This is a genomic window from Sphingobacterium faecium, from assembly GCF_003054045.1.
Taxonomy (GTDB): Bacteria; Bacteroidota; Bacteroidia; order Sphingobacteriales; family Sphingobacteriaceae; genus Sphingobacterium; species Sphingobacterium faecium.
Genome location: NZ_QBKH01000004.1, coordinates 164007 through 181652, shown reverse-complemented (window position 1 = coordinate 181652; position 17646 = coordinate 164007). Strand labels below are relative to the sequence as shown.

Here is a 17646-nt window from a genome sequence, read left to right as displayed (position 1 = left end):
TTTTATTATTTGTTATTGAATTTTGATTGTTATTGAATGTTATTACTTTGTACGTATAAAGTATCTGAATTTAATGTTGAATGATCTACTCGGTTTTTGCATTTCGAAATTGTCGTAGCGTGTGGCATCGGTTAGATTATTACATTCTAAAGCGATGTTGTATTTTCCAGAGGCTAGAGAATAGATGATGTTGATATCATGTGAGAGCTGTTCTGGAATTTTATATCTCTGGGATGGTGTCCCTAAACTTGGCCACGTTAGAAAGAATTCATGGATATATTGTAGATTATACCCAATTGTTAAGGTGTTATTTTGTTTACCAACATGGTGGAAATAGTAAGCCACGTCTGCGTTGCCATATAGATATGGCATATTGGGAAGACGATCTTTGTAAATACTGCTCTCTACCGTTTGTCCATCTTCAAATTGTGTCGTATTGATCAGGTTCTGATATGTCATATTCCCACCAATTGATAAATGATTTTTATAATAATATTTCAGATTGATATCAACACTATTATTTTGAACACTTCTTAAATTGGCACTTTTAATTTCTCTTTTTCCGCTACTCGTTAATGGCCCAATGCTCTGGCGAATAAAGTCTGTTGCATTTCGGTAGATGTAATTGGCATCGATGATGAGTTGATTGCTTTCCTTCCATTTCAGAGCATAAGACAATCCGAAGTTAATATTGTCACTGCTTTCTGGTTTTAAGGTCGGATTAGCGCTTATATCTAAAGCGTCGCCAAATAGTTCCGTATTATCTGGAAGTCGGTAAGCTTTTTCATAAGAGGCTTTTAATTGAATATCCTTATTGACAAAATAGGACGTTGCTAAACCATATCCGATTTTATTGGTCGTCGTTTCTAAGTTTTCATAAACTTGCTTACTGACTTCTGTGAAATATTTTCCTTGTTGGTTATAATTTTTTACAAAAAGATTAGCATCCCAGCGATCGTGTAAAGCGGTTCTGAATCCGATACCTGTAATATTTTTGGTTGTTTTTCGAGGAAGTTTGTTAATTTCTAAATCTGGATAATAATGATCTTTACCCTTTCTATCAAATGTTGTCAACAAATGATTGATCATGATGCTGTGCTGATCATTGATTGCATAAGAAATGTTAGCAGTAAGATTGCCATTATTGTTTTTATAGCGGTAATCTGTTAATTCATTTTCTCCTCCTGGTGCATTGGGTTGATCCGGATTTTTAGGTCTACTTTCTCCAGTCCAAGTGAATTTTCGAGGTACAGTATCTAAACTTCTTTCCTGACCGAAATTGTAACGTGCATTTAGAGTAACATCAAGACCTTTTGTCCATAAATTTTTCTTGATATACTTCCATGTCGGTTGAACAATATTCCCCAGACTTTCTCTACCACCGTATACATCTTCCATGGTATTACCGGTCTGGATTTCTTTTTTATTTTGACCGAGTGTAATTCCAAACAGAAGTTGGTCTGCATATTTTTTATTTGAAACTCCTATATTATAGATCAAGGTTTCATTTCTGTAAGTATCGTGAAAACGTTTTCTTCTTTCGGCAGGAAAATATTTCTCCGTATCGAAGTTATATGACCTTACATTTACCCAGTAATTATTATCCGAATAGTTTTGGAATGCAGATAATGTCATTGTAAATCCGTTGTCAGCTACGTAACCGGTATTGACAGAAGATTTATGGGTATTGAATGATCCAAATGAATAGGAAGCATCGATATATTTGCCTGGTTGGTTTTTTGTCACGATATTAACTGCTCCACCCAGAGCATCACCTCCTAACCATACTGGAACGACTCCTCGGTATACTTCTACACGTTCAGCAAAATTGATAGGAATATTGTTTAATTGGAAAGATGATCCAAAATTATCCATCGGTATACCATCTAAAAATAACTTAATCTGATTTCCGGAAAATCCATTTAAGCTAAAAGACATGTTTGATCCGATACCACCAGACTCGCGTAATCTCACGCCAGAAACGCGATTAAGAGCTTGCCCAATATCCATAGTCGTATTGTACAATTTCTTAGCATCTATAGCCGTTACATTAAAGGGTTGTTTTTGTACTTCCTGGGCTTCTGACCGCGCAACAATCTCTACCTCATCCATTGTTGTATGTTCTGTGGTCAAGTGGATCGTGGACAATTCTGTTGTTAATTGGCTAATGTGGAATGCTTTGTCTTTGGCTTGATGTCCAACAGCTGAAATACGTATAGTATGGTTGCCAAAGGAAAGATTTTTTATTGAAAATAATCCATTCTTATCTGCTTGTGTAACTTGGCTTGTTCCTATTAGGGTAATAGTTGCTCCTTCTATCGGTTCATTTGAACTCGTGCTTACCTTTCCCTTAAGTTCCCCTTTCTGCTGTGCGTAAGAAGTAAGCGATATGATTAAGAATAGATTTAACCATATAATTTTTAATTTTAACATCCCTTTATTTAGATTAATTATACATAAGGATGTTGCTTAACTCAACTTTTACCGAAGGTCAGCGCGTGAAAAATATGGATAAATATGCTAGTCGCCTAAATGATAGCACTATAATTAGTCCATATTTTATAAATATTGGAGTAATTAAGTGAAATAAGGAATTATCAATTGCTATTATTATAGCTATAGTAATGATTTATCAGAGGGATTTAATTGAAAGTAGAATGTTCTGAAGATAGATATTTGAAGGAGTTCAGTTTATTTACTGTGATGTTAGGTCATGTAGTAATCATAGCTTGATATTTTTCTGAAGCTATATACTATAAATTGGAGAAGTAGGTTAATCTTAATCTAATGACTTTACTACATCTGATAGCTGAATCTAAATTTAATAAGAGTCAACCCTAGAGAAATGCATACCAATTTATAACGATCTGTTTTTGTTAATAAAAATTAATTCAATTTATCAACACGAACCATGAAATTGGTTTCATGGTTCAGTTTTAATCCGTTATTGATTTTTTTTGTCTTGATATCATATATCCAGATTTGATGATTATCATCTTTGTCATCAATGGTTATATAAGCTTTGCCATTCTCGACAAGTACAGATTCCTTACGGGTGCCTTTATCAAAAGGGAGATCTAACTTAGTGACCTTATTTTTCAAAAGCTCTACTCGATAATATTCAAATTGATAAGTGGAATGATGATCACTAAAATCAGTATAGCGATCTTTTCTTTCACTGCGGATGATTGCTTCATTATTTCCTATATACCACATGCCATAGGCATGATTTTTTGTGGCTGCGGTTAAATTGATGCAATAGTCAGGATCGATAATGGAACTATTTTTTTCAATTCTAAAGATTGCTGTCGGTTTAGTCAGATTGTTTCCTAGTGCAATTCCAGGACAACTCATAAAGTAAAAATTCCCTATTTCATCATGGAAGCTATAGGATTGTACGGTATTGATGCCGCCTGGATAAGTGGATCTACTATCTTTATTTATGGACTTTATTTGCAATGTCTGTGGATCTAGTGTCGCAAAATACATCGTGTCAATTGTTGTAAAATCTGTTTCATTGATCACTTTATTATAGGTATATCCGAGTATCAAATTTTTGTTATGCAAGGTGCTGAATCCAATTGATACCGTTGAAAAATTGGATGGGGCCGGGGGTAACGCTATTTGTTCTTTTTGTAGAACTTCAAACTTCTTAACATCTATTTTATAATAATTCAGTTTGCTGTAGGTTTTATTATCAACTGTAAAAATCAATAATGTGTCTTTTCCTTGCCAATTCATATTTTCTATATATTCATCTGGCATTGCGATGGCAGCTATTTCTGATAATGCATTTTCTTTAATTTCAAATTTGCGAAATTTTGCATTTTTTATGTGATAGAAATAACCGTCATGAATGATAATGCTGCGATCAAAATATTGCGTAGGTAAATTGATACCTTGCTTAAGAATATCAACTATCCCTGAATCAAGAGAATTGACTGTGACAATTGTATTGCCTAAATTCTTATTCATGATATAGAGACTGTATTTGTCGTTCGGACGACTAGTTTGGTCCCGACTAGAACAGCCAATAAAAACAACTATTAATAAAAGAAGTAGAAATTTAGAAATAGGTTTTAATTGCATGAAAGAAGATATTAATATGGGCGACTATATATTGTTAAACTGTAATTTAAGTTGGTTTTGTATCGTAGGCGCTAAGAAAGTAAGCTCAGATTGGGAAAGAATAATTTGCTTACCTGTGTTTTTAGAATTAAGGATAAAATAAGTTTCCCCATTTTTCAGCTCTTTTTTCTCCCTAGTACCTGTAAAATTAAACTCAAAATCTTTCTTAGGTATGATCACCATGGTACCTAATGAGAAAAATTCTCCTGTTTCGATATTAATCTTGGCTGTAGCATGCTTTCCTAATATAAGTTCATAGTTATTCTTATCAAAATATTTTGAATTAGGACCGGTGCTATTGTCAAATATGGCATAACTGATCTCCTTGTCTATATTATTTTTAGATATATAGAAACCAAATATAATAAGTAGAGAAGCAGCGATAGCGATATAACGAAGCCGTTTTTTTATCAGGTTTTCTTTTTTTATTACGGGAGATTCCGTGATATGCGGACTGATGTTTTCCCAAATTTCTGACTGGATATGGGACTTGTCTGCTTGAGAAATGGGAAGCGAGGGAAAGTCTAAAGTATCATCTATAAGCCATTCTTCCACAAGATTTCGTTCTTCTGGAGTGCATTGGTTCAAATGATATTTTTCTATCAACTTATGATCAACTTGCATCGCAATATTTACTTATGACAAAAATACAGGAATTCTTTATCATTTAATTAATATAATCCGTTAATTCCATTTTTAACGTTTTTAAAGCCTTGGAAATATGATATTCTACAGCTCTTTCTGAAATATACAGTTTCGTGGCAATTTCTTTATTCGTAAGGCCTTGATCTCTACTCATCTGAAAAACCTTTTTGCATTGAGTAGGCAGTTCATTGACCAATTTTGATATTTTTTGTGACAGTTCCTCGGCAATCAATGGATATTCCACATAATAGTTTTGTTTATTATTAGTGAAATTTTCTAAATGTTGCTGACGAGTAACTTTGTTACGAATGTATTCAAATGTTTTTAGTTTTACAGCACGTATCAAGTAACGCTCTACTTCTTTTAGTCTAAGACTATCTCTGCGTTCCCATAACGACTTGAATACTTCTTGTACAATTTCTTTTGCGACTTCTTCATCTTGAATGTTTTTCAAACAAAAAGCAAACATACCCTCCCAGTACTGCAGGTATATTTGCTCAAAGTTTTCTTTATTTATGATAAAAATTTTTGTTTCCAAAATAAGAAGGCGCTACTTAATCTGTGATTTAAGATAGCAAATATACTCTTATTTAGATTCGTTTTAAATTATTTTGATATTTCTTTTACAAATTCGGCTAATGCTTCGCCAGGATTGGTTGTTTTCATAAAGTTTTCACCAATAAGAAAAGACTGGTAACCGATGTTTTTCAATTCACGGATGGTACTTGGATCAGAGATACCGCTTTCAGATACTTTTATATAATGATCAGGAATTTTGTTGACTAAATCGTAAGAATGTGCTAGTGACACAGAAAAATCTTTTAGATTTCGATTGTTAACACCTATAGCGTCAATTGTATCCAATAAATTATCCTTTAACTCTTCTTCGTTATGGACTTCCAAGAGTACATTGAGGCCTAAAGATTTGGAGTAACTGGATAATTCTTGTATCTCTTTTACTGTCAAACATGCTGCTATTAATAATATAATATCAGCTCCATAAGCTTTGGCTTCTGCAATTTGATATTGATCAACAATAAATTCTTTTCGAAGTAATGGAATGGTCAAAACTTCTCTAGCAGCTTTTAAGTCTTCTAAACTTCCTTGAAAAAAATCAGCATCTGTTAACACTGAAATAGCGGATGCTCCCGCTTTTTGATAGCCCTGTACTACTTCGGAAACACTGTTTGTATTATTAATAACACCTTTGGAGGGTGATGCCCTTTTGTATTCGGAAATGATACCAGTACGTTGTGGATCAAGAACAGATTCTTTTAGTGAATAACAAGTTCTGTCAAAGAGTGGATAATGACTTAATTCTTCAATCGAAACTTTTGATTTTGCTTCAGCTACTTCAACTCTCTTTCTTTCAACTATTTTATCTAAAATTGTCATTTCTATTTTTTTAACCAGTTTTCAATTAATTGTTTCCCATTTTCTGTTAAGACAGATTCTGGATGAAATTGTAAGCCTTTTACATCTAGCGTGGTATGGGATAGAGCCATAATAACACCGTCTTCGTCAGTTGCTGTTATTTTTAAAGATTCAGGAAGGGATGAGGCTTCGACTGCCCAAGAATGATACCTGGCAATTTTGCTGTGATTGCTATAATTTTCAAATAACTTTTCAGAAGAATCGGTGATAATTAAATCTGTCGCAACACCGTGAAGTGGTCTAGGCATGTTATACAATTTGCCTCCAAAAACTTCCGCAATTGCTTGCTGTCCCAAACAAATACCCAAAATACTCTTTTTGTCAGCATATTCGCGAATGACATCCAACAACAAACCTGCTTCTTCGGGGATACCAGGACCTGGCGATAATAAAATTTTATCGAAAGCAGCTACATCTTCTAATTTGAATTTATCATTTCTCCATACGGTATACTCTTGATCGCACTCTTGTAATAGGTGTACCAAATTGTACGTGAAAGAATCGTAATTATCGATTACTAATATTTTATGATTGCTCATGGAAAATTTCTGTTTCTTTATTAATGAAATGATTGATAATAGATTGAAATATACTTTCAATCAGTTTTGCATCCATATTAAAGGAAGATGCCCATTCGTTTCTTTGTTCAAACATGTTGATGACTCTTTGCTCAGCTTTTACTTCCTCTAATGAGGATTTGTAATGAGCGGCTTGCTCAACATATTCTGCTCGCTGTGCAAGAAGTTCAATGATTCTGTAATCAATACAATCAATTGAACTACGAATGTGTGACAGATTATCACAATATGCTAACGGTCTAATCATAACGTCTCTGCTAATTCTAAAGCTTTTCTCAAAGCTGCTATTTTATTGTTTACTTCTTGTAACTCCATCTCTGGATCTGAATCGAGTACAATACCTCCACCAGCTTGGTAATTAAGTAGATTTTGTTTACTCAAGAATGACCGGATCATAATGGCATGATTAAAGTCACCATTGAAACCCATATAGCCGATTGCCCCGCTGTAAAACGAACGCTGTTGACCTTCATATCTGTCTATCAGTGTGAGCGCCATGTGTTTTGGGGCACCGCTTAATGTTCCTGCGGGGTAAGTGTCACCGACAACATCAAAGGGATTGACTCCAGGTTTTAATTTGCCTGATACTTTCGAGACTAAGTGAATGACATGCGAATAGTACTGTGCTTCTTTATATGATTTCACTTCGACATGGCTACAGTGTCTGCTTAAATCATTTCTTGCTAAATCTACAAGCATCACATGTTCAGCTGATTCTTTTGGATCGTTTTTAAGTTGTTCGGCGATTTTAATATCTTCTTCCATATTGCCGGTACGTTTGAAAGTTCCAGCAATTGGGTAAATGGTTGCTTCCCCATTTTTGATAGTCAACTGCGCTTCGGGTGAAGAACCAAATAATTTGAAATTCCCGTAGTCAAAATAAAATAAATAGGGCGATGGATTAATGGAGCGTAATGCACGGTACACATTGAATTCATCACCTAGAAATGGTGTTGAAAAAGCACGTGATGGAACAATCTGAAAAACATCTCCTCGTTGAATATGTTCTTTTACCTTTTTCACTAACTCGCGATGTTCTTCATCGGATCTATTAGAAGTCTCTTCTCCAGTTCTACTAAATGTATATTCGGGAAAGTTTTTATTTTGAATTAAATATTGAAGTTTGTCCAATTCTGATGCTTCATCATCTAATAAGTGCTCATATACAAACAGTTCGTTGCGAAAGTGGTCAATCGCAATCACGTATTTGTATACGTGGTATTGTAAATGAGGAATATCTAGCTTTTGACTTGGAACTGTAGTTAATTTGATATCTTCGAAATGCTCGATGGTGTCAAATGTGAAGTATCCAAATAGTCCATTTGATATGATATTACGCTCTGTAGAGTGTGTTGCTTCAAAAGCTTTTCTAAAAATAGCAACCTCTTCTTTTAAATTGATTTCTTCCTTGCTCTTAATAATAAGTTTTTCATTTGGATACGCAATTTCTAATTGCTTACTATCTAATTTGATATGTGCAATAGATTGGCAACAGATGTAACTGATATTGTTGTCTCTACTATGGTAGTCAGAGCTTTCAAGTAAAATGCTATTCGGAAAGACATCACGTAATCTGAGATAGATGCTAACTGGTGTTGTCGTATCAGCGAGCAATTTTTTAAGATTTGTTTTAAACGTGTATTTCATTTTATTCTTTAATTTTTAAACATAAAAAAACCCGATACTGAGTAGCATCGGGTTTGAACTTCCATAAATGGTTTTGGTTGATTATGAAATATTTTGACAATACCAATTAGTCCCCGATGCTTGTTGCTTCAGGCCACCACCAATTTGTATATGTTCTAACTGTCGTCATTGTATCACAAATTTATAAAAAAAAATGATTATGCAAACTTTTTATGATAAATAATCAATAAAAACTGAAATTTATTAGTCATTTAATAAATCAGGTCTCCTTTTTTGGGTCCGAATTAGTTGCTGTTCATCCCGCCAAGCTGAAATTTTAGCTTCGTGTCCGCTGAGTAAAACATCAGGGACTTTATGTCCTTTCCAATCTGCTGGACGCGTATAAATGGGTGCATCTAATAATCCGTCTTGAAAAGAGTCAGATAATGCCGATGTTTCGTCAGATAAAACTCCAGGTATCAACCTGATGATAGCATCTGTTAAAATTGCTGCTGGTAATTCTCCCCCTGATAACACATAATCACCGACGGAAATTTCTTTTGTAACATAAATATCTCGAATGCGCTGATCAATCCCTTTATAATGACCACAAAGAATCATCATATTGCCTTTAGTAGATAGATTATTTGCTATTTCTTGATTGAGTGTTTCTCCATCAGGGGACATAAATATGATTTCATCATAATTTCGCTCGGACTGTAGTTTTTCAATACAGGCAGCAAAAGGTTCTATTTGCATCACCATACCTGAACCTCCTCCGTATGGATAGTCGTCAACACTTTTTTGCTTATTGGTTGCATAATCACGAAGATTGTGAACAACAATTTCAGCCAAACCTTTTTTCTGTGCTCGCTGTAAAATAGAATGCGCAAATGGGCTTTCTAATAAACTTGGAAGTACGGTAATTATATCAAATCGCATGTGACAAAGATACACAAAATTGAAAATTACTATTATTAATTTCTTTTATACTCGGAGAACTCAATTCATGATATAAGCATTTACGAAAATGAATAGGTATGAGCTTGTTATTATTTTGGCAAACAATAGGGACTTCTTTTATTATAAAAATGGTACTTACTCTATTTATAAGATTGATTCGCTTATCTTTGCGCAAAAAAAAAGCGAATAAAAGTGATTAACGTAAATAATATTTCAGTTTCCTTTGGAGGAACAACTCTTTTTAGTGATGTATCATTTTCAATTAATGAGAATGATAAAATTGCTCTTATGGGAAAAAATGGTGCAGGTAAATCGACATTATTGAAGATTATTGCTGGCGCAGGTAAACCTACTACAGGAAATGTATCTGGTCCTAAAGATGCAGTTATTGCCTACTTACCCCAGCATTTATTAACACAAGATAATGTGACCGTCTTTGAGGAAACGTCAAAAGCTTTCGAAGAGGCGTATCATATGCGTGATGAGCTAGAGCAGTTGAATGAACAGTTAAATGTAAGAACAGATTATGAAACTGATGATTACATGAAACTTATCGAAAGAGTATCCGAGTTAAGTGAGAAATTCTATTCGATTGAGGAAGTAAACTATGACGCAGAGGTTGAAAAAGTACTAAAGGGTTTAGGTTTTGAACGTTCGGACTTTACGCGTCAAACGTCAGAATTCTCGGGTGGATGGCGCATGCGTATTGAATTGGCAAAAATTTTATTGAAAAAACCAGATTTAATATTATTGGATGAGCCGACCAACCATATGGATATTGAAAGTATTCAATGGTTAGAGGATTTTCTATTGAATTCAGCGAAGGCTGTTATCGTTATTTCACACGATAGAGCTTTTGTTGATACGATCACTAACCGCACTATAGAGGTTACTATGGGGCGTATCTATGACTATAAAGCAAAATATAGCCACTATCTTGAACTGAGAAGGGAACGTCGTCAGCATCAACTGAAAGCCTATGAGGAGCAACAGCGCTTCATTGCCGACAATCAGGAGTTTATAGATCGATTTAGAGGTACATATTCGAAAACACTTCAAGTCCAATCTCGTGTCAAGATGTTGGAAAAATTAGATGTCATCGAGATTGATGAGGTCGATACTTCGGCATTAAGATTGAAATTTCCTCCTTCACCACGATCTGGACAATATCCTGTTATCGTGGAGGAATTAACCAAAAAATATGGCGACCATGTTGTTTTTCAAAAAGCTGATATGGTCATCGAACGTGGTGAAAAAGTCGCTTTTGTAGGTAAGAATGGTGAAGGAAAATCAACCATGATCAAAGCTATTATGGGGGAGATCGATTATGAAGGATCTTTGAAAATAGGACATAACGCTAAAATCGGTTATTTTGCTCAAAATCAAGCTGCACTTTTGGATGGCGAATTAACCGTATTTGATACGATAGATCAGATTGCTGTAGGTGACGTTAGAGTTAAAATAAAAGATCTATTAGGTGCTTTTATGTTTAGCGGAGATGATACAACAAAAAAGGTAAAGGTTTTATCTGGTGGTGAAAAAACACGATTAGCTATGATAAAATTACTCCTAGAGCCGGTAAATGTTCTTATTCTGGATGAGCCTACCAACCACTTGGATATGAAAACGAAAGATATTATTAAAGATGCTCTCCAAGATTTTGATGGAACTTTGATTTTAGTATCGCATGATCGTGATTTTCTGGATGGCCTAGCTAAAAAGGTATTTGAATTTGGAAATAAACGCGTTCGTGAACATTTTGAAGATATAAAAGGATTTCTTGAATATAAAAAAATGAATAGCTTAAAAGATATCGAACGGTAAATTATAATCGAATATCGAGTCAGGAAAGGTAAGTATCATCGATACTTACCTTTTTGTATTATGGGTGATATGAAGATCTCAAACTAGCCTAAGTTAAACAATAAAAGTTTCGCAAAACTTTAGAGTGATTAAAAGAAATGTGGAGTATATTTGATTCTATAATTGCGAAAAGAGCCTTTTTTATTTATTTTAATAATAACACATACTAACACATGATTTCTGTATATAAACTAAAGCCCAAATTTCAGCAACTATTAAAGCCTATATTGGCTTTCTTCTATAAAAGAAATGTGACTGCAAATCAAATAACCATAGCTTCGATCGTACTTTCATTGCTGATTGGCTTATTATTTTGGAGTGCTGATTATTGCAGCTGGTTTTTTTTAGCTCTTCCTATAGGTTTACTGATTCGTATGGCTTTAAATGCATTGGATGGTATGATGGCGAGGACATACAATCAAACTAGCAAAAAAGGAGAATTGTTAAATGAAATTGGAGATGTCGTATCTGATGTTTTTGTTTTTTTTCCGTTGATTAAATTTCTTCCAGAAAGTCTCTATCTGATTATCATCTTCATCATATTGAGTATTATCAACGAGATGGCGGGTCTGATGGGAAAGGTCGTGGGTACTGCACGTCGATACGACGGGCCAATGGGTAAAAGTGACCGTGCTTTATTAGTGGGTTTGTATGGAATATTAGCCTTCTGCCAAGTGTCCTTACAGAATAGTTCTTTATATATTTTTGCGATGATTAATATATTGTTAATCATCAGTACATTAACAAGGCTGAGAAAATCTTTAATCTAAATATGAAAGAGCAAGATCCTGTTAATGGAAAATTTTCGGATGTCCCTATCCGTGTGAAAAGTTGGGTATATATTATTATTCTTTTTTCTTTAGGTATTATTAATTCCCTAACGATGACAATCTTTGTCAGCTTGCTTACCTTTCAGGGGATGAAGGAAATTTTTAGGATGATCAAACCAAACTTCTCCTTTCTTCCTTTATTAGTTTTGCTAACTTGTTTACAGGCGTACTTCATTTATTTTATTTCCGATACTGCTTATCTTCGTTATGCTATTATTACTATATTAATCGCCTTAATAATTTTATTCATCGTCTGGAAATTTTCTTTTAAAGCTCTGCTTTCTTTTGGAATAGGACTCTGTATCACTTTGATCTGTTTTGCTTACCTGGCATATATACGATCTATTGAATATCCGATCATATCTCATTTTGGCCTTCGATTAATAATCTTTATTGTTGTTGTCACAGAGCTAAACGATGTTTTTCAATACCTATCCGGTAAATTCTTCGGCAATAAACCTATTGTCCCACAAATCAGCCCCAATAAAACCTGGGAAGGGCTAATTGGAGGTGTTATGTTGACAACTCTACTGAGCAATCTATTGGGTTATCTATTATTTTCATTTTATGATTTACTCAATTTTACGTTTATGGGATTATTACTTGGGATATTGGGATTTGGTGGAGATGTGCTTATGTCTTATATGAAGCGGAAAGCACATGTCAAAGATACAGGCACTTTAATTCCGGGACATGGCGGACTATTGGATCGGATGGATAGCTTAACTTTTAATGCGCCAGCCTTCTTTCTTATTGTACAGTATATTTTATTAAAATGATGGCTAAGAAGGAATTTGAAAGGGCAATTGTCTTCTCTGGAGGAGGAACTCGCTTTGCATTATATACGGGTATGTATGCTGCATTAGTAGACATGAACATGTCTCCTGATCTTATTGTTGCTAGTTGTGGGGGAGCTATTGCTGCGGCTGTTATACAGGCTTTTCCCCAAGTTAATGAACAAAAAGAATACCTTAAGTCAAAGGAATTTTATGATTTTGTTGCTCAAATAAAATTGACAAACCATAAAAGTATTTTTAAGATCGGATATTATTCTTTATTGAAGACTTTAAACAAAGAACATGCTCCATATATAGAAGACGTACTAGATCGATACTTGGTCGAAATGCCTCAAGATTTAACAGTCTTGTTACCTACATTGAAACAACAACAAAACAACAGCCCTAAAATCATTGTTGTAGGTTCTAAGATGTTGTTTACACCTCTTGAGGTTTTATTTAAAAGGGGAGATAGGAAGCTCTATCAAAAAGTTTTGTTTACTGACGTAGAAACTGCTAAAAAGATCGCTGCCGATCAAATTGAAATTGAATCTGAGAACTATTTGCATAGCGCGGTTTCAAAAGAAATTTTGATCGAAAGCTCAGTGCCACTTCATCAAGCTGTGCGCATATCGATATCCGATATGTTTTACGTAGCACCAGTAGAGATTGGACAAAATTATTATGCTGGAGGAGCGATAGATTTGGTTCCAATAGAATTAGCACAATACTTAGCAGATCATACTTTTATAGAGCGAAAACAGTCGTATAAACCTGTAGAGGAAGCATTAGTAAGAGCCGTGTTAGGATTCAGTGGAAATGAACGATTACGTGAGGTAGAAGTGCAACATGCGGATTATTGGATTGATACTCGAGATGCTCCCCAAATCCTTAAAGGACATTATTGTGCTAAGTATGTAGACTGGTTCAAGGGAGAGATTGTTGTAAAACGACCAGATACTATTGAGCATTATCAAGATGATATTGAACGACAATGGCAATATGGTTATCAGAAGACATTAGAAAGTTTAAAAAGATGAAAGTTTTTATTGCAGGCGGAACATCTGGCATTGGTGCGGCATTAGCTAATTTGTATCTGGCTAAAGGTTATCTTGTTGCTATTTGTGGAAGAGACTTACAAAAAACTGTTATTGAAAACGGCAATTTAACGAAATATGAGGTTGATGTGTTAAATGTGGAAATGCTGCAGCTTTATGTTCTTGACTTTGTGCAACAGGAGCCTTTGGATCTTTTTATTAATACAACAGGTAGCTATGCTGATGATGTCGCTCGAAAGATCCGATATAATGAAAGCATTGATATGTTACAAATCAATATTTTAGGTACTATTAATTGTTTTGAGATAGCAAGAAAAGTTATGCGTAAACACAATCAAGGCCATATAGTCACGATTGCATCCGTTTCTGGGACGCTACATTACCCAAAAGCAAGTCTATATAGTAAATCCAAAAGAGCGGTGATTCAAATTGCTGATGCATATCGTAAGGCATTAGAACCATTTGGGATCACAGTCACGACTATTGCTCCTGGGTATGTGGATACCCAAAAATTGCGCGATCTTAATCAACAGAATTTATCAAAGAAACCTTATTTAGTTTCACAAGAAGAAGCTGCCATCTATATTGCTGACGCTATCGTTAAAAAAAAGGAACTTTATGTTTTCCCCTGGAAGATGAAAGTCTTGATGAAGTTTCTGTCTTATTTTCCTGCTCGGTTTTTGGATATTATGATGTATAAAAAAGCAAAATGGATGAAAAACGATTGACGATACAACTTAAAATTAAAGCAGCATTGGCCTGCTGGTTTATATTTTCATTAATTTACAACGCTAGTGCTTATTATGCTTCTAATTTGGAAGTTGTACCTTCTTTTGTATTTAGTTTTGAAAGATATATTCCTTTTATTCCTTGGATGATTATTCCATATATGTCCAGCGGATTGTTTTTTTTGTCACTTTGTTTTCTATGCCGCACTAGATCTCAATTGATGGTGTATCTAAAACGTGTTGTGCTATTAACGGTTGCATCTGGTATTTTCTTTATCCTTATTCCGCTTCAGTTTTCTTATTCAAAACCAATTGTCAATACTTTTCCGTTATATTATTTTTTTGATTTTTTAAAGACTTGGGATTCTCCCTTCAATCAGGCGCCATCATTACATATTGGTTATGCTTGTTTGTTTTGGTCTGTATTAAAAGAACGTTTATTTGGAGTTATGAAATTCATTTTTGGATTCTGGTTAATTCTTTTAGGAATATCGACAATGACTGTTTATCAACATCACTTCATAGATGTAATAACGTCATTAATACTTGTACAGATTGTTTTGATATTAACCTTTCCCAATAAAAAATTAGCTGCGTGCAGGAATCAATATATTGCTTGTTTTTATTATCTATTCAGTTTTATAGTATGTTTATTGGCTTCATTATGCTATGAATTAAATCTTATCTATTGTTGTGTAGCAGTATGGGTCAGTATAATGGTCTTTATGGTTGGGTTACAATATCAATATAACCGTCACCATTTTTTAAAAGATAAACATGGACATATTTCAATCTTGAAAAAGATATTTTATTTTCCTTATCAGTTTTCATATTATTTAATATGGCATTTTTTTAGGAAAAAACAAGAAAAGGTACTCTTAGAAATATTGCCACACATGTTTATTACAGCTCGATTAACCAATAAAGAGATTGTAGCTTGTCAGATATCTAAAAAGGATTATGTATATGACTTGTCAGCAGAGTTGGAGGAAAATAGGATCATTAGGGAACAGTGTTTGTATTATTCATTCCCTATATTGGATATTGGAGTAGCTTCAATTGTTGATCTGGAAAATCTGGTTAGCAAGATAGCGGTCGTGTATGAGCAACGATGTCCAGAAACAAGAGTGATCATACACTGTACCATGGGGTATTCCAGAAGTACATTAGTAGGTGTATTATTGTTAAAAAAAATATTATATTTAAACATAAACCAATCAATTGCTTTGATGCAAGAAAAGAATAAAAATAGTATTCTACATGCCGCTTCAATTGACTTATTAAAATGAAAAGATGATGAACACAGGATATTTTAAAAGTTTTGACGGAAGTGACATTTTTTATCGAGAATGGAATTTTCAACCCAATCAAAAAACATTGATCATTATACACCGTGGTCACGAACATTCTGAACGGTTACATGAGATTGCCACGGATGCTCAGTTTGAGGGATATAATATTTTCGCTTATGATCTTCGTGGACATGGTTATACCAAAGAACCGGTATCACCAATTTTCATGGATAATGTACGGGATTTGGATATGTTTTCTAAATATCTGCATCATCAATACCAGATAGATGAACAAGATATTTTCGTAATTGCCAATAGCATAGCTGGAGTTATTGTGACGTCATGGGTTCATGATTTTGCTCCTGCAATTGCAGGTATGGCCTTGTTAGCTCCTGCATTTGAGATTAAATTATATGTTCCTTTTGCTAATGAGTTTATTGGTTTTACAACCAAACTAAAAAAAGATTTAGTGATTCAAAGTTATGTCAAGTCTAAAGTTTTAACTCACGATAAAGCACAACAGGAGGCGTATGATCAAGATCCGCTGATTTCAAAGTCGATTAATGGTAGGTTATTAGTGGATTTACAAAGTGCAGGTAAAAGATTGGTGGAGGATGCCGCAGCGATTAATATTCCAACTTTGATCCTATCTGCTGAAAAAGATTATGTGGTAAAAAATAGTGTGCAAAAGAAATTTTATGTCAATTTGGAGTCGCAAGTTAAGGAATTTAGAACTTTAACTAATTTTTTTCATGGCATATTGTTCGAGAGTGGGAGGCATGAAGTGTATCAATATATTAAAACTTTTGTAGTCAAATCATTTGAATTGGAACCGAATGAGCTCAGCTTAGCTCCGGACTTGTTCTCGGTAAAAGAGTATGAGAACTTATATTACAAAGTAATGCCAACTATGGAAAAGTTGAACTTTGCGTTTCAAAAATGGTCTTTGGGAAAAATTGGTACTTTAAGTGAAGGGATGGCTCTTGGTTTAAAATACGGATTTGATTCTGGTATATCGCTAGACTATGTGTATCATAATCAAGCAAATGGCAAATTTGGAATCGGTAAAGTGATTGATAAAGGGTATTTAGAAGCGATTGGTTGGAGAGGGATCCGAATTCGAAAACAACATCTATTGACATTATTAGAAAAGAATATTCAAGATATTCAATCTTCTGGAAGAAAGGTAAAGATTTTAGATATTGCAGGTGGGACAGGAAATTATCTTTTTGATATCAAGGAGAGGTACCCGGATGTAGAAATTGTGATCAATGAATTTGTGGAATCAAATATCAGTTTGGGCGAAAAAATTATTGATCAAAAAGGTTATAGCCATATTCGTTTTACAAATTTTGACTGTTTTGATCCTAAGACTTATCAGCTCATTAATTTTGAACCCAATATTACGATCATTTCTGGAATCTTCGAATTATTCGGAGATAATCAACTTACGAATAAAGCTGTGCAAGGCATTGTTTCTATCTCAGAGGAAAATAGTCATATTGTATATACTGGACAACCTTGGCATCCACAATTGAAAATGATAGCATTTGTTCTGAATAGTCATCAAAAAAAGGATTGGGTAATGCGTAGACGCTCTCAAAAAGAACTAGATCGTATAATGGCGTTTAATCATATTAAGAAAGAGGATATGCTCATTGATGACTATGGTATTTTTACAGTCTCATCGGGAAAGGTTAAAGGTTGAATTTAATTTAAGAACTG

General features: G+C 34.2%; 16 protein-coding genes. 7 read left to right on the top strand and 9 right to left on the bottom strand.

Annotation, left to right across the window (positions count from 1 at the left end; genetic code table 11):
• Positions 1 to 42: 42 nt before the first annotated feature.
• The 9 genes from C8N37_RS12460 to trmD all read right to left on the bottom strand — a co-directional run bounded on the left by C8N37_RS12460 (position 43) and on the right by trmD (position 9353).
• The gene (locus C8N37_RS12460) at positions 43 to 2433 is read right to left on the bottom strand and encodes a TonB-dependent receptor (protein WP_108159192.1); all 2391 of its coding nucleotides are present in this window, start codon (positions 2431 to 2433) and stop codon (positions 43 to 45) included.
• 453 nt (positions 2434 to 2886) lie between these two features.
• Positions 2887 to 3975 (bottom strand): hypothetical protein, encoded by a 1089-nt coding sequence (locus C8N37_RS12455; RefSeq protein ID WP_244914411.1) that lies wholly within the window; start codon positions 3973 to 3975, stop codon positions 2887 to 2889.
• 138 nt (positions 3976 to 4113) lie between these two features.
• Positions 4114 to 4752, bottom strand: a complete 639-nt coding sequence (locus tag C8N37_RS12450) for a hypothetical protein (protein ID WP_108159190.1) — start codon at positions 4750 to 4752, stop codon at positions 4114 to 4116.
• 43 nt (positions 4753 to 4795) lie between these two features.
• Positions 4796 to 5311, bottom strand: coding sequence for an RNA polymerase sigma-70 factor (locus C8N37_RS12445; RefSeq protein WP_244914410.1), 516 nt, complete (start codon positions 5309 to 5311; stop codon positions 4796 to 4798).
• Positions 5312 to 5379: 68 nt separating this feature from the next.
• Positions 5380 to 6168 (bottom strand): indole-3-glycerol phosphate synthase TrpC, encoded by a 789-nt coding sequence (gene trpC / locus C8N37_RS12440; RefSeq protein ID WP_108159189.1) that lies wholly within the window; start codon positions 6166 to 6168, stop codon positions 5380 to 5382.
• A 2-nt stretch (positions 6169 to 6170) separates the two neighbouring features.
• Positions 6171 to 6746, bottom strand: a complete 576-nt coding sequence (locus C8N37_RS12435) for an anthranilate synthase component II (protein ID WP_108159188.1) — start codon at positions 6744 to 6746, stop codon at positions 6171 to 6173.
• Positions 6733 to 7032, bottom strand: a complete 300-nt coding sequence (locus C8N37_RS12430; protein ID WP_108159187.1) for a chorismate mutase — start codon at positions 7030 to 7032, stop codon at positions 6733 to 6735. The genes C8N37_RS12435 and C8N37_RS12430 overlap by 14 nt, the downstream gene beginning before the upstream one ends.
• Positions 7029 to 8432 (bottom strand): anthranilate synthase component I family protein, encoded by a 1404-nt coding sequence (locus C8N37_RS12425; RefSeq protein WP_108159186.1) that lies wholly within the window; start codon positions 8430 to 8432, stop codon positions 7029 to 7031. The genes C8N37_RS12430 and C8N37_RS12425 overlap by 4 nt, the downstream gene beginning before the upstream one ends.
• A 243-nt stretch (positions 8433 to 8675) precedes the next feature.
• Positions 8676 to 9353 (bottom strand): tRNA (guanosine(37)-N1)-methyltransferase TrmD, encoded by a 678-nt coding sequence (gene trmD, locus C8N37_RS12420; protein ID WP_108159185.1) that lies wholly within the window; start codon positions 9351 to 9353, stop codon positions 8676 to 8678.
• Between the two features lie 213 nt (positions 9354 to 9566).
• Between trmD and C8N37_RS12415 the strand changes: the two genes are divergently transcribed.
• From C8N37_RS12415 to C8N37_RS12385, 7 genes are all read left to right on the top strand, one after another.
• Positions 9567 to 11198 carry an ABC-F family ATP-binding cassette domain-containing protein gene (locus C8N37_RS12415; protein ID WP_108159184.1) on the top strand — a complete coding sequence of 544 codons (1632 nt, stop codon included), beginning with the start codon at positions 9567 to 9569 and terminating at the stop codon, positions 11196 to 11198.
• A gap of 212 nt (positions 11199 to 11410) precedes the next feature.
• Entirely contained in the window at positions 11411 to 12007 is a 597-nt protein-coding gene (locus C8N37_RS12410; protein WP_108159183.1) for a CDP-alcohol phosphatidyltransferase family protein, read from the top strand.
• A gap of 2 nt (positions 12008 to 12009) precedes the next feature.
• Positions 12010 to 12846, top strand: a complete 837-nt coding sequence (locus C8N37_RS12405) for a phosphatidate cytidylyltransferase (protein WP_108159182.1) — start codon at positions 12010 to 12012, stop codon at positions 12844 to 12846.
• Complete coding sequence (locus C8N37_RS12400) at positions 12846 to 13883, top strand: patatin-like phospholipase family protein (protein WP_211322251.1); 1038 nt, start codon at positions 12846 to 12848, stop codon at positions 13881 to 13883. The genes C8N37_RS12405 and C8N37_RS12400 overlap by 1 nt, the downstream gene beginning before the upstream one ends.
• The gene (locus tag C8N37_RS12395; protein ID WP_108159180.1) at positions 13880 to 14629 is read left to right on the top strand and encodes an SDR family NAD(P)-dependent oxidoreductase; all 750 of its coding nucleotides are present in this window, start codon (positions 13880 to 13882) and stop codon (positions 14627 to 14629) included. The genes C8N37_RS12400 and C8N37_RS12395 overlap by 4 nt, the downstream gene beginning before the upstream one ends.
• The gene (locus C8N37_RS12390; protein ID WP_108159179.1) at positions 14611 to 15918 is read left to right on the top strand and encodes a dual specificity protein phosphatase family protein; all 1308 of its coding nucleotides are present in this window, start codon (positions 14611 to 14613) and stop codon (positions 15916 to 15918) included. Before C8N37_RS12395 ends, C8N37_RS12390 begins: the two co-directional genes overlap by 19 nt.
• A 4-nt stretch (positions 15919 to 15922) precedes the next feature.
• Positions 15923 to 17629, top strand: coding sequence for a bifunctional alpha/beta hydrolase/class I SAM-dependent methyltransferase (locus C8N37_RS12385; protein ID WP_211322250.1), 1707 nt, complete (start codon positions 15923 to 15925; stop codon positions 17627 to 17629).
• Positions 17630 to 17646: the final 17 nt, after the last annotated feature.

What these genes read in the sequence shown, in the direction of transcription:
- C8N37_RS12460 (WP_108159192.1), bottom strand. Translation starts at nt 2,433, where the DNA reads ATGTTAAAATTAAAAATTATATGGTTAAATCTATTCTTAATCATATCG.
- C8N37_RS12455 (WP_244914411.1), bottom strand. Translation starts at nt 3,975, where the DNA reads ATGAATAAGAATTTAGGCAATACAATTGTCACAGTCAATTCTCTTGAT.
- C8N37_RS12450 (WP_108159190.1), bottom strand. Translation starts at nt 4,752, where the DNA reads ATGCAAGTTGATCATAAGTTGATAGAAAAATATCATTTGAACCAATGC.
- trpC (WP_108159189.1), bottom strand. Translation starts at nt 6,168, where the DNA reads ATGACAATTTTAGATAAAATAGTTGAAAGAAAGAGAGTTGAAGTAGCT.
- C8N37_RS12435 (WP_108159188.1), bottom strand. Translation starts at nt 6,746, where the DNA reads ATGAGCAATCATAAAATATTAGTAATCGATAATTACGATTCTTTCACG.
- C8N37_RS12430 (WP_108159187.1), bottom strand. Translation starts at nt 7,032, where the DNA reads ATGATTAGACCGTTAGCATATTGTGATAATCTGTCACACATTCGTAGT.
- C8N37_RS12425 (WP_108159186.1), bottom strand. Translation starts at nt 8,432, where the DNA reads ATGAAATACACGTTTAAAACAAATCTTAAAAAATTGCTCGCTGATACG.
- trmD (WP_108159185.1), bottom strand. Translation starts at nt 9,353, where the DNA reads ATGCGATTTGATATAATTACCGTACTTCCAAGTTTATTAGAAAGCCCA.
- C8N37_RS12410 (WP_108159183.1), top strand. Translation starts at nt 11,411, where the DNA reads ATGATTTCTGTATATAAACTAAAGCCCAAATTTCAGCAACTATTAAAG.
- C8N37_RS12405 (WP_108159182.1), top strand. Translation starts at nt 12,010, where the DNA reads ATGAAAGAGCAAGATCCTGTTAATGGAAAATTTTCGGATGTCCCTATC.
- C8N37_RS12400 (WP_211322251.1), top strand. Translation starts at nt 12,846, where the DNA reads ATGGCTAAGAAGGAATTTGAAAGGGCAATTGTCTTCTCTGGAGGAGGA.
- C8N37_RS12395 (WP_108159180.1), top strand. Translation starts at nt 13,880, where the DNA reads ATGAAAGTTTTTATTGCAGGCGGAACATCTGGCATTGGTGCGGCATTA.
- C8N37_RS12390 (WP_108159179.1), top strand. Translation starts at nt 14,611, where the DNA reads ATGGATGAAAAACGATTGACGATACAACTTAAAATTAAAGCAGCATTG.
- C8N37_RS12385 (WP_211322250.1), top strand. Translation starts at nt 15,923, where the DNA reads ATGATGAACACAGGATATTTTAAAAGTTTTGACGGAAGTGACATTTTT.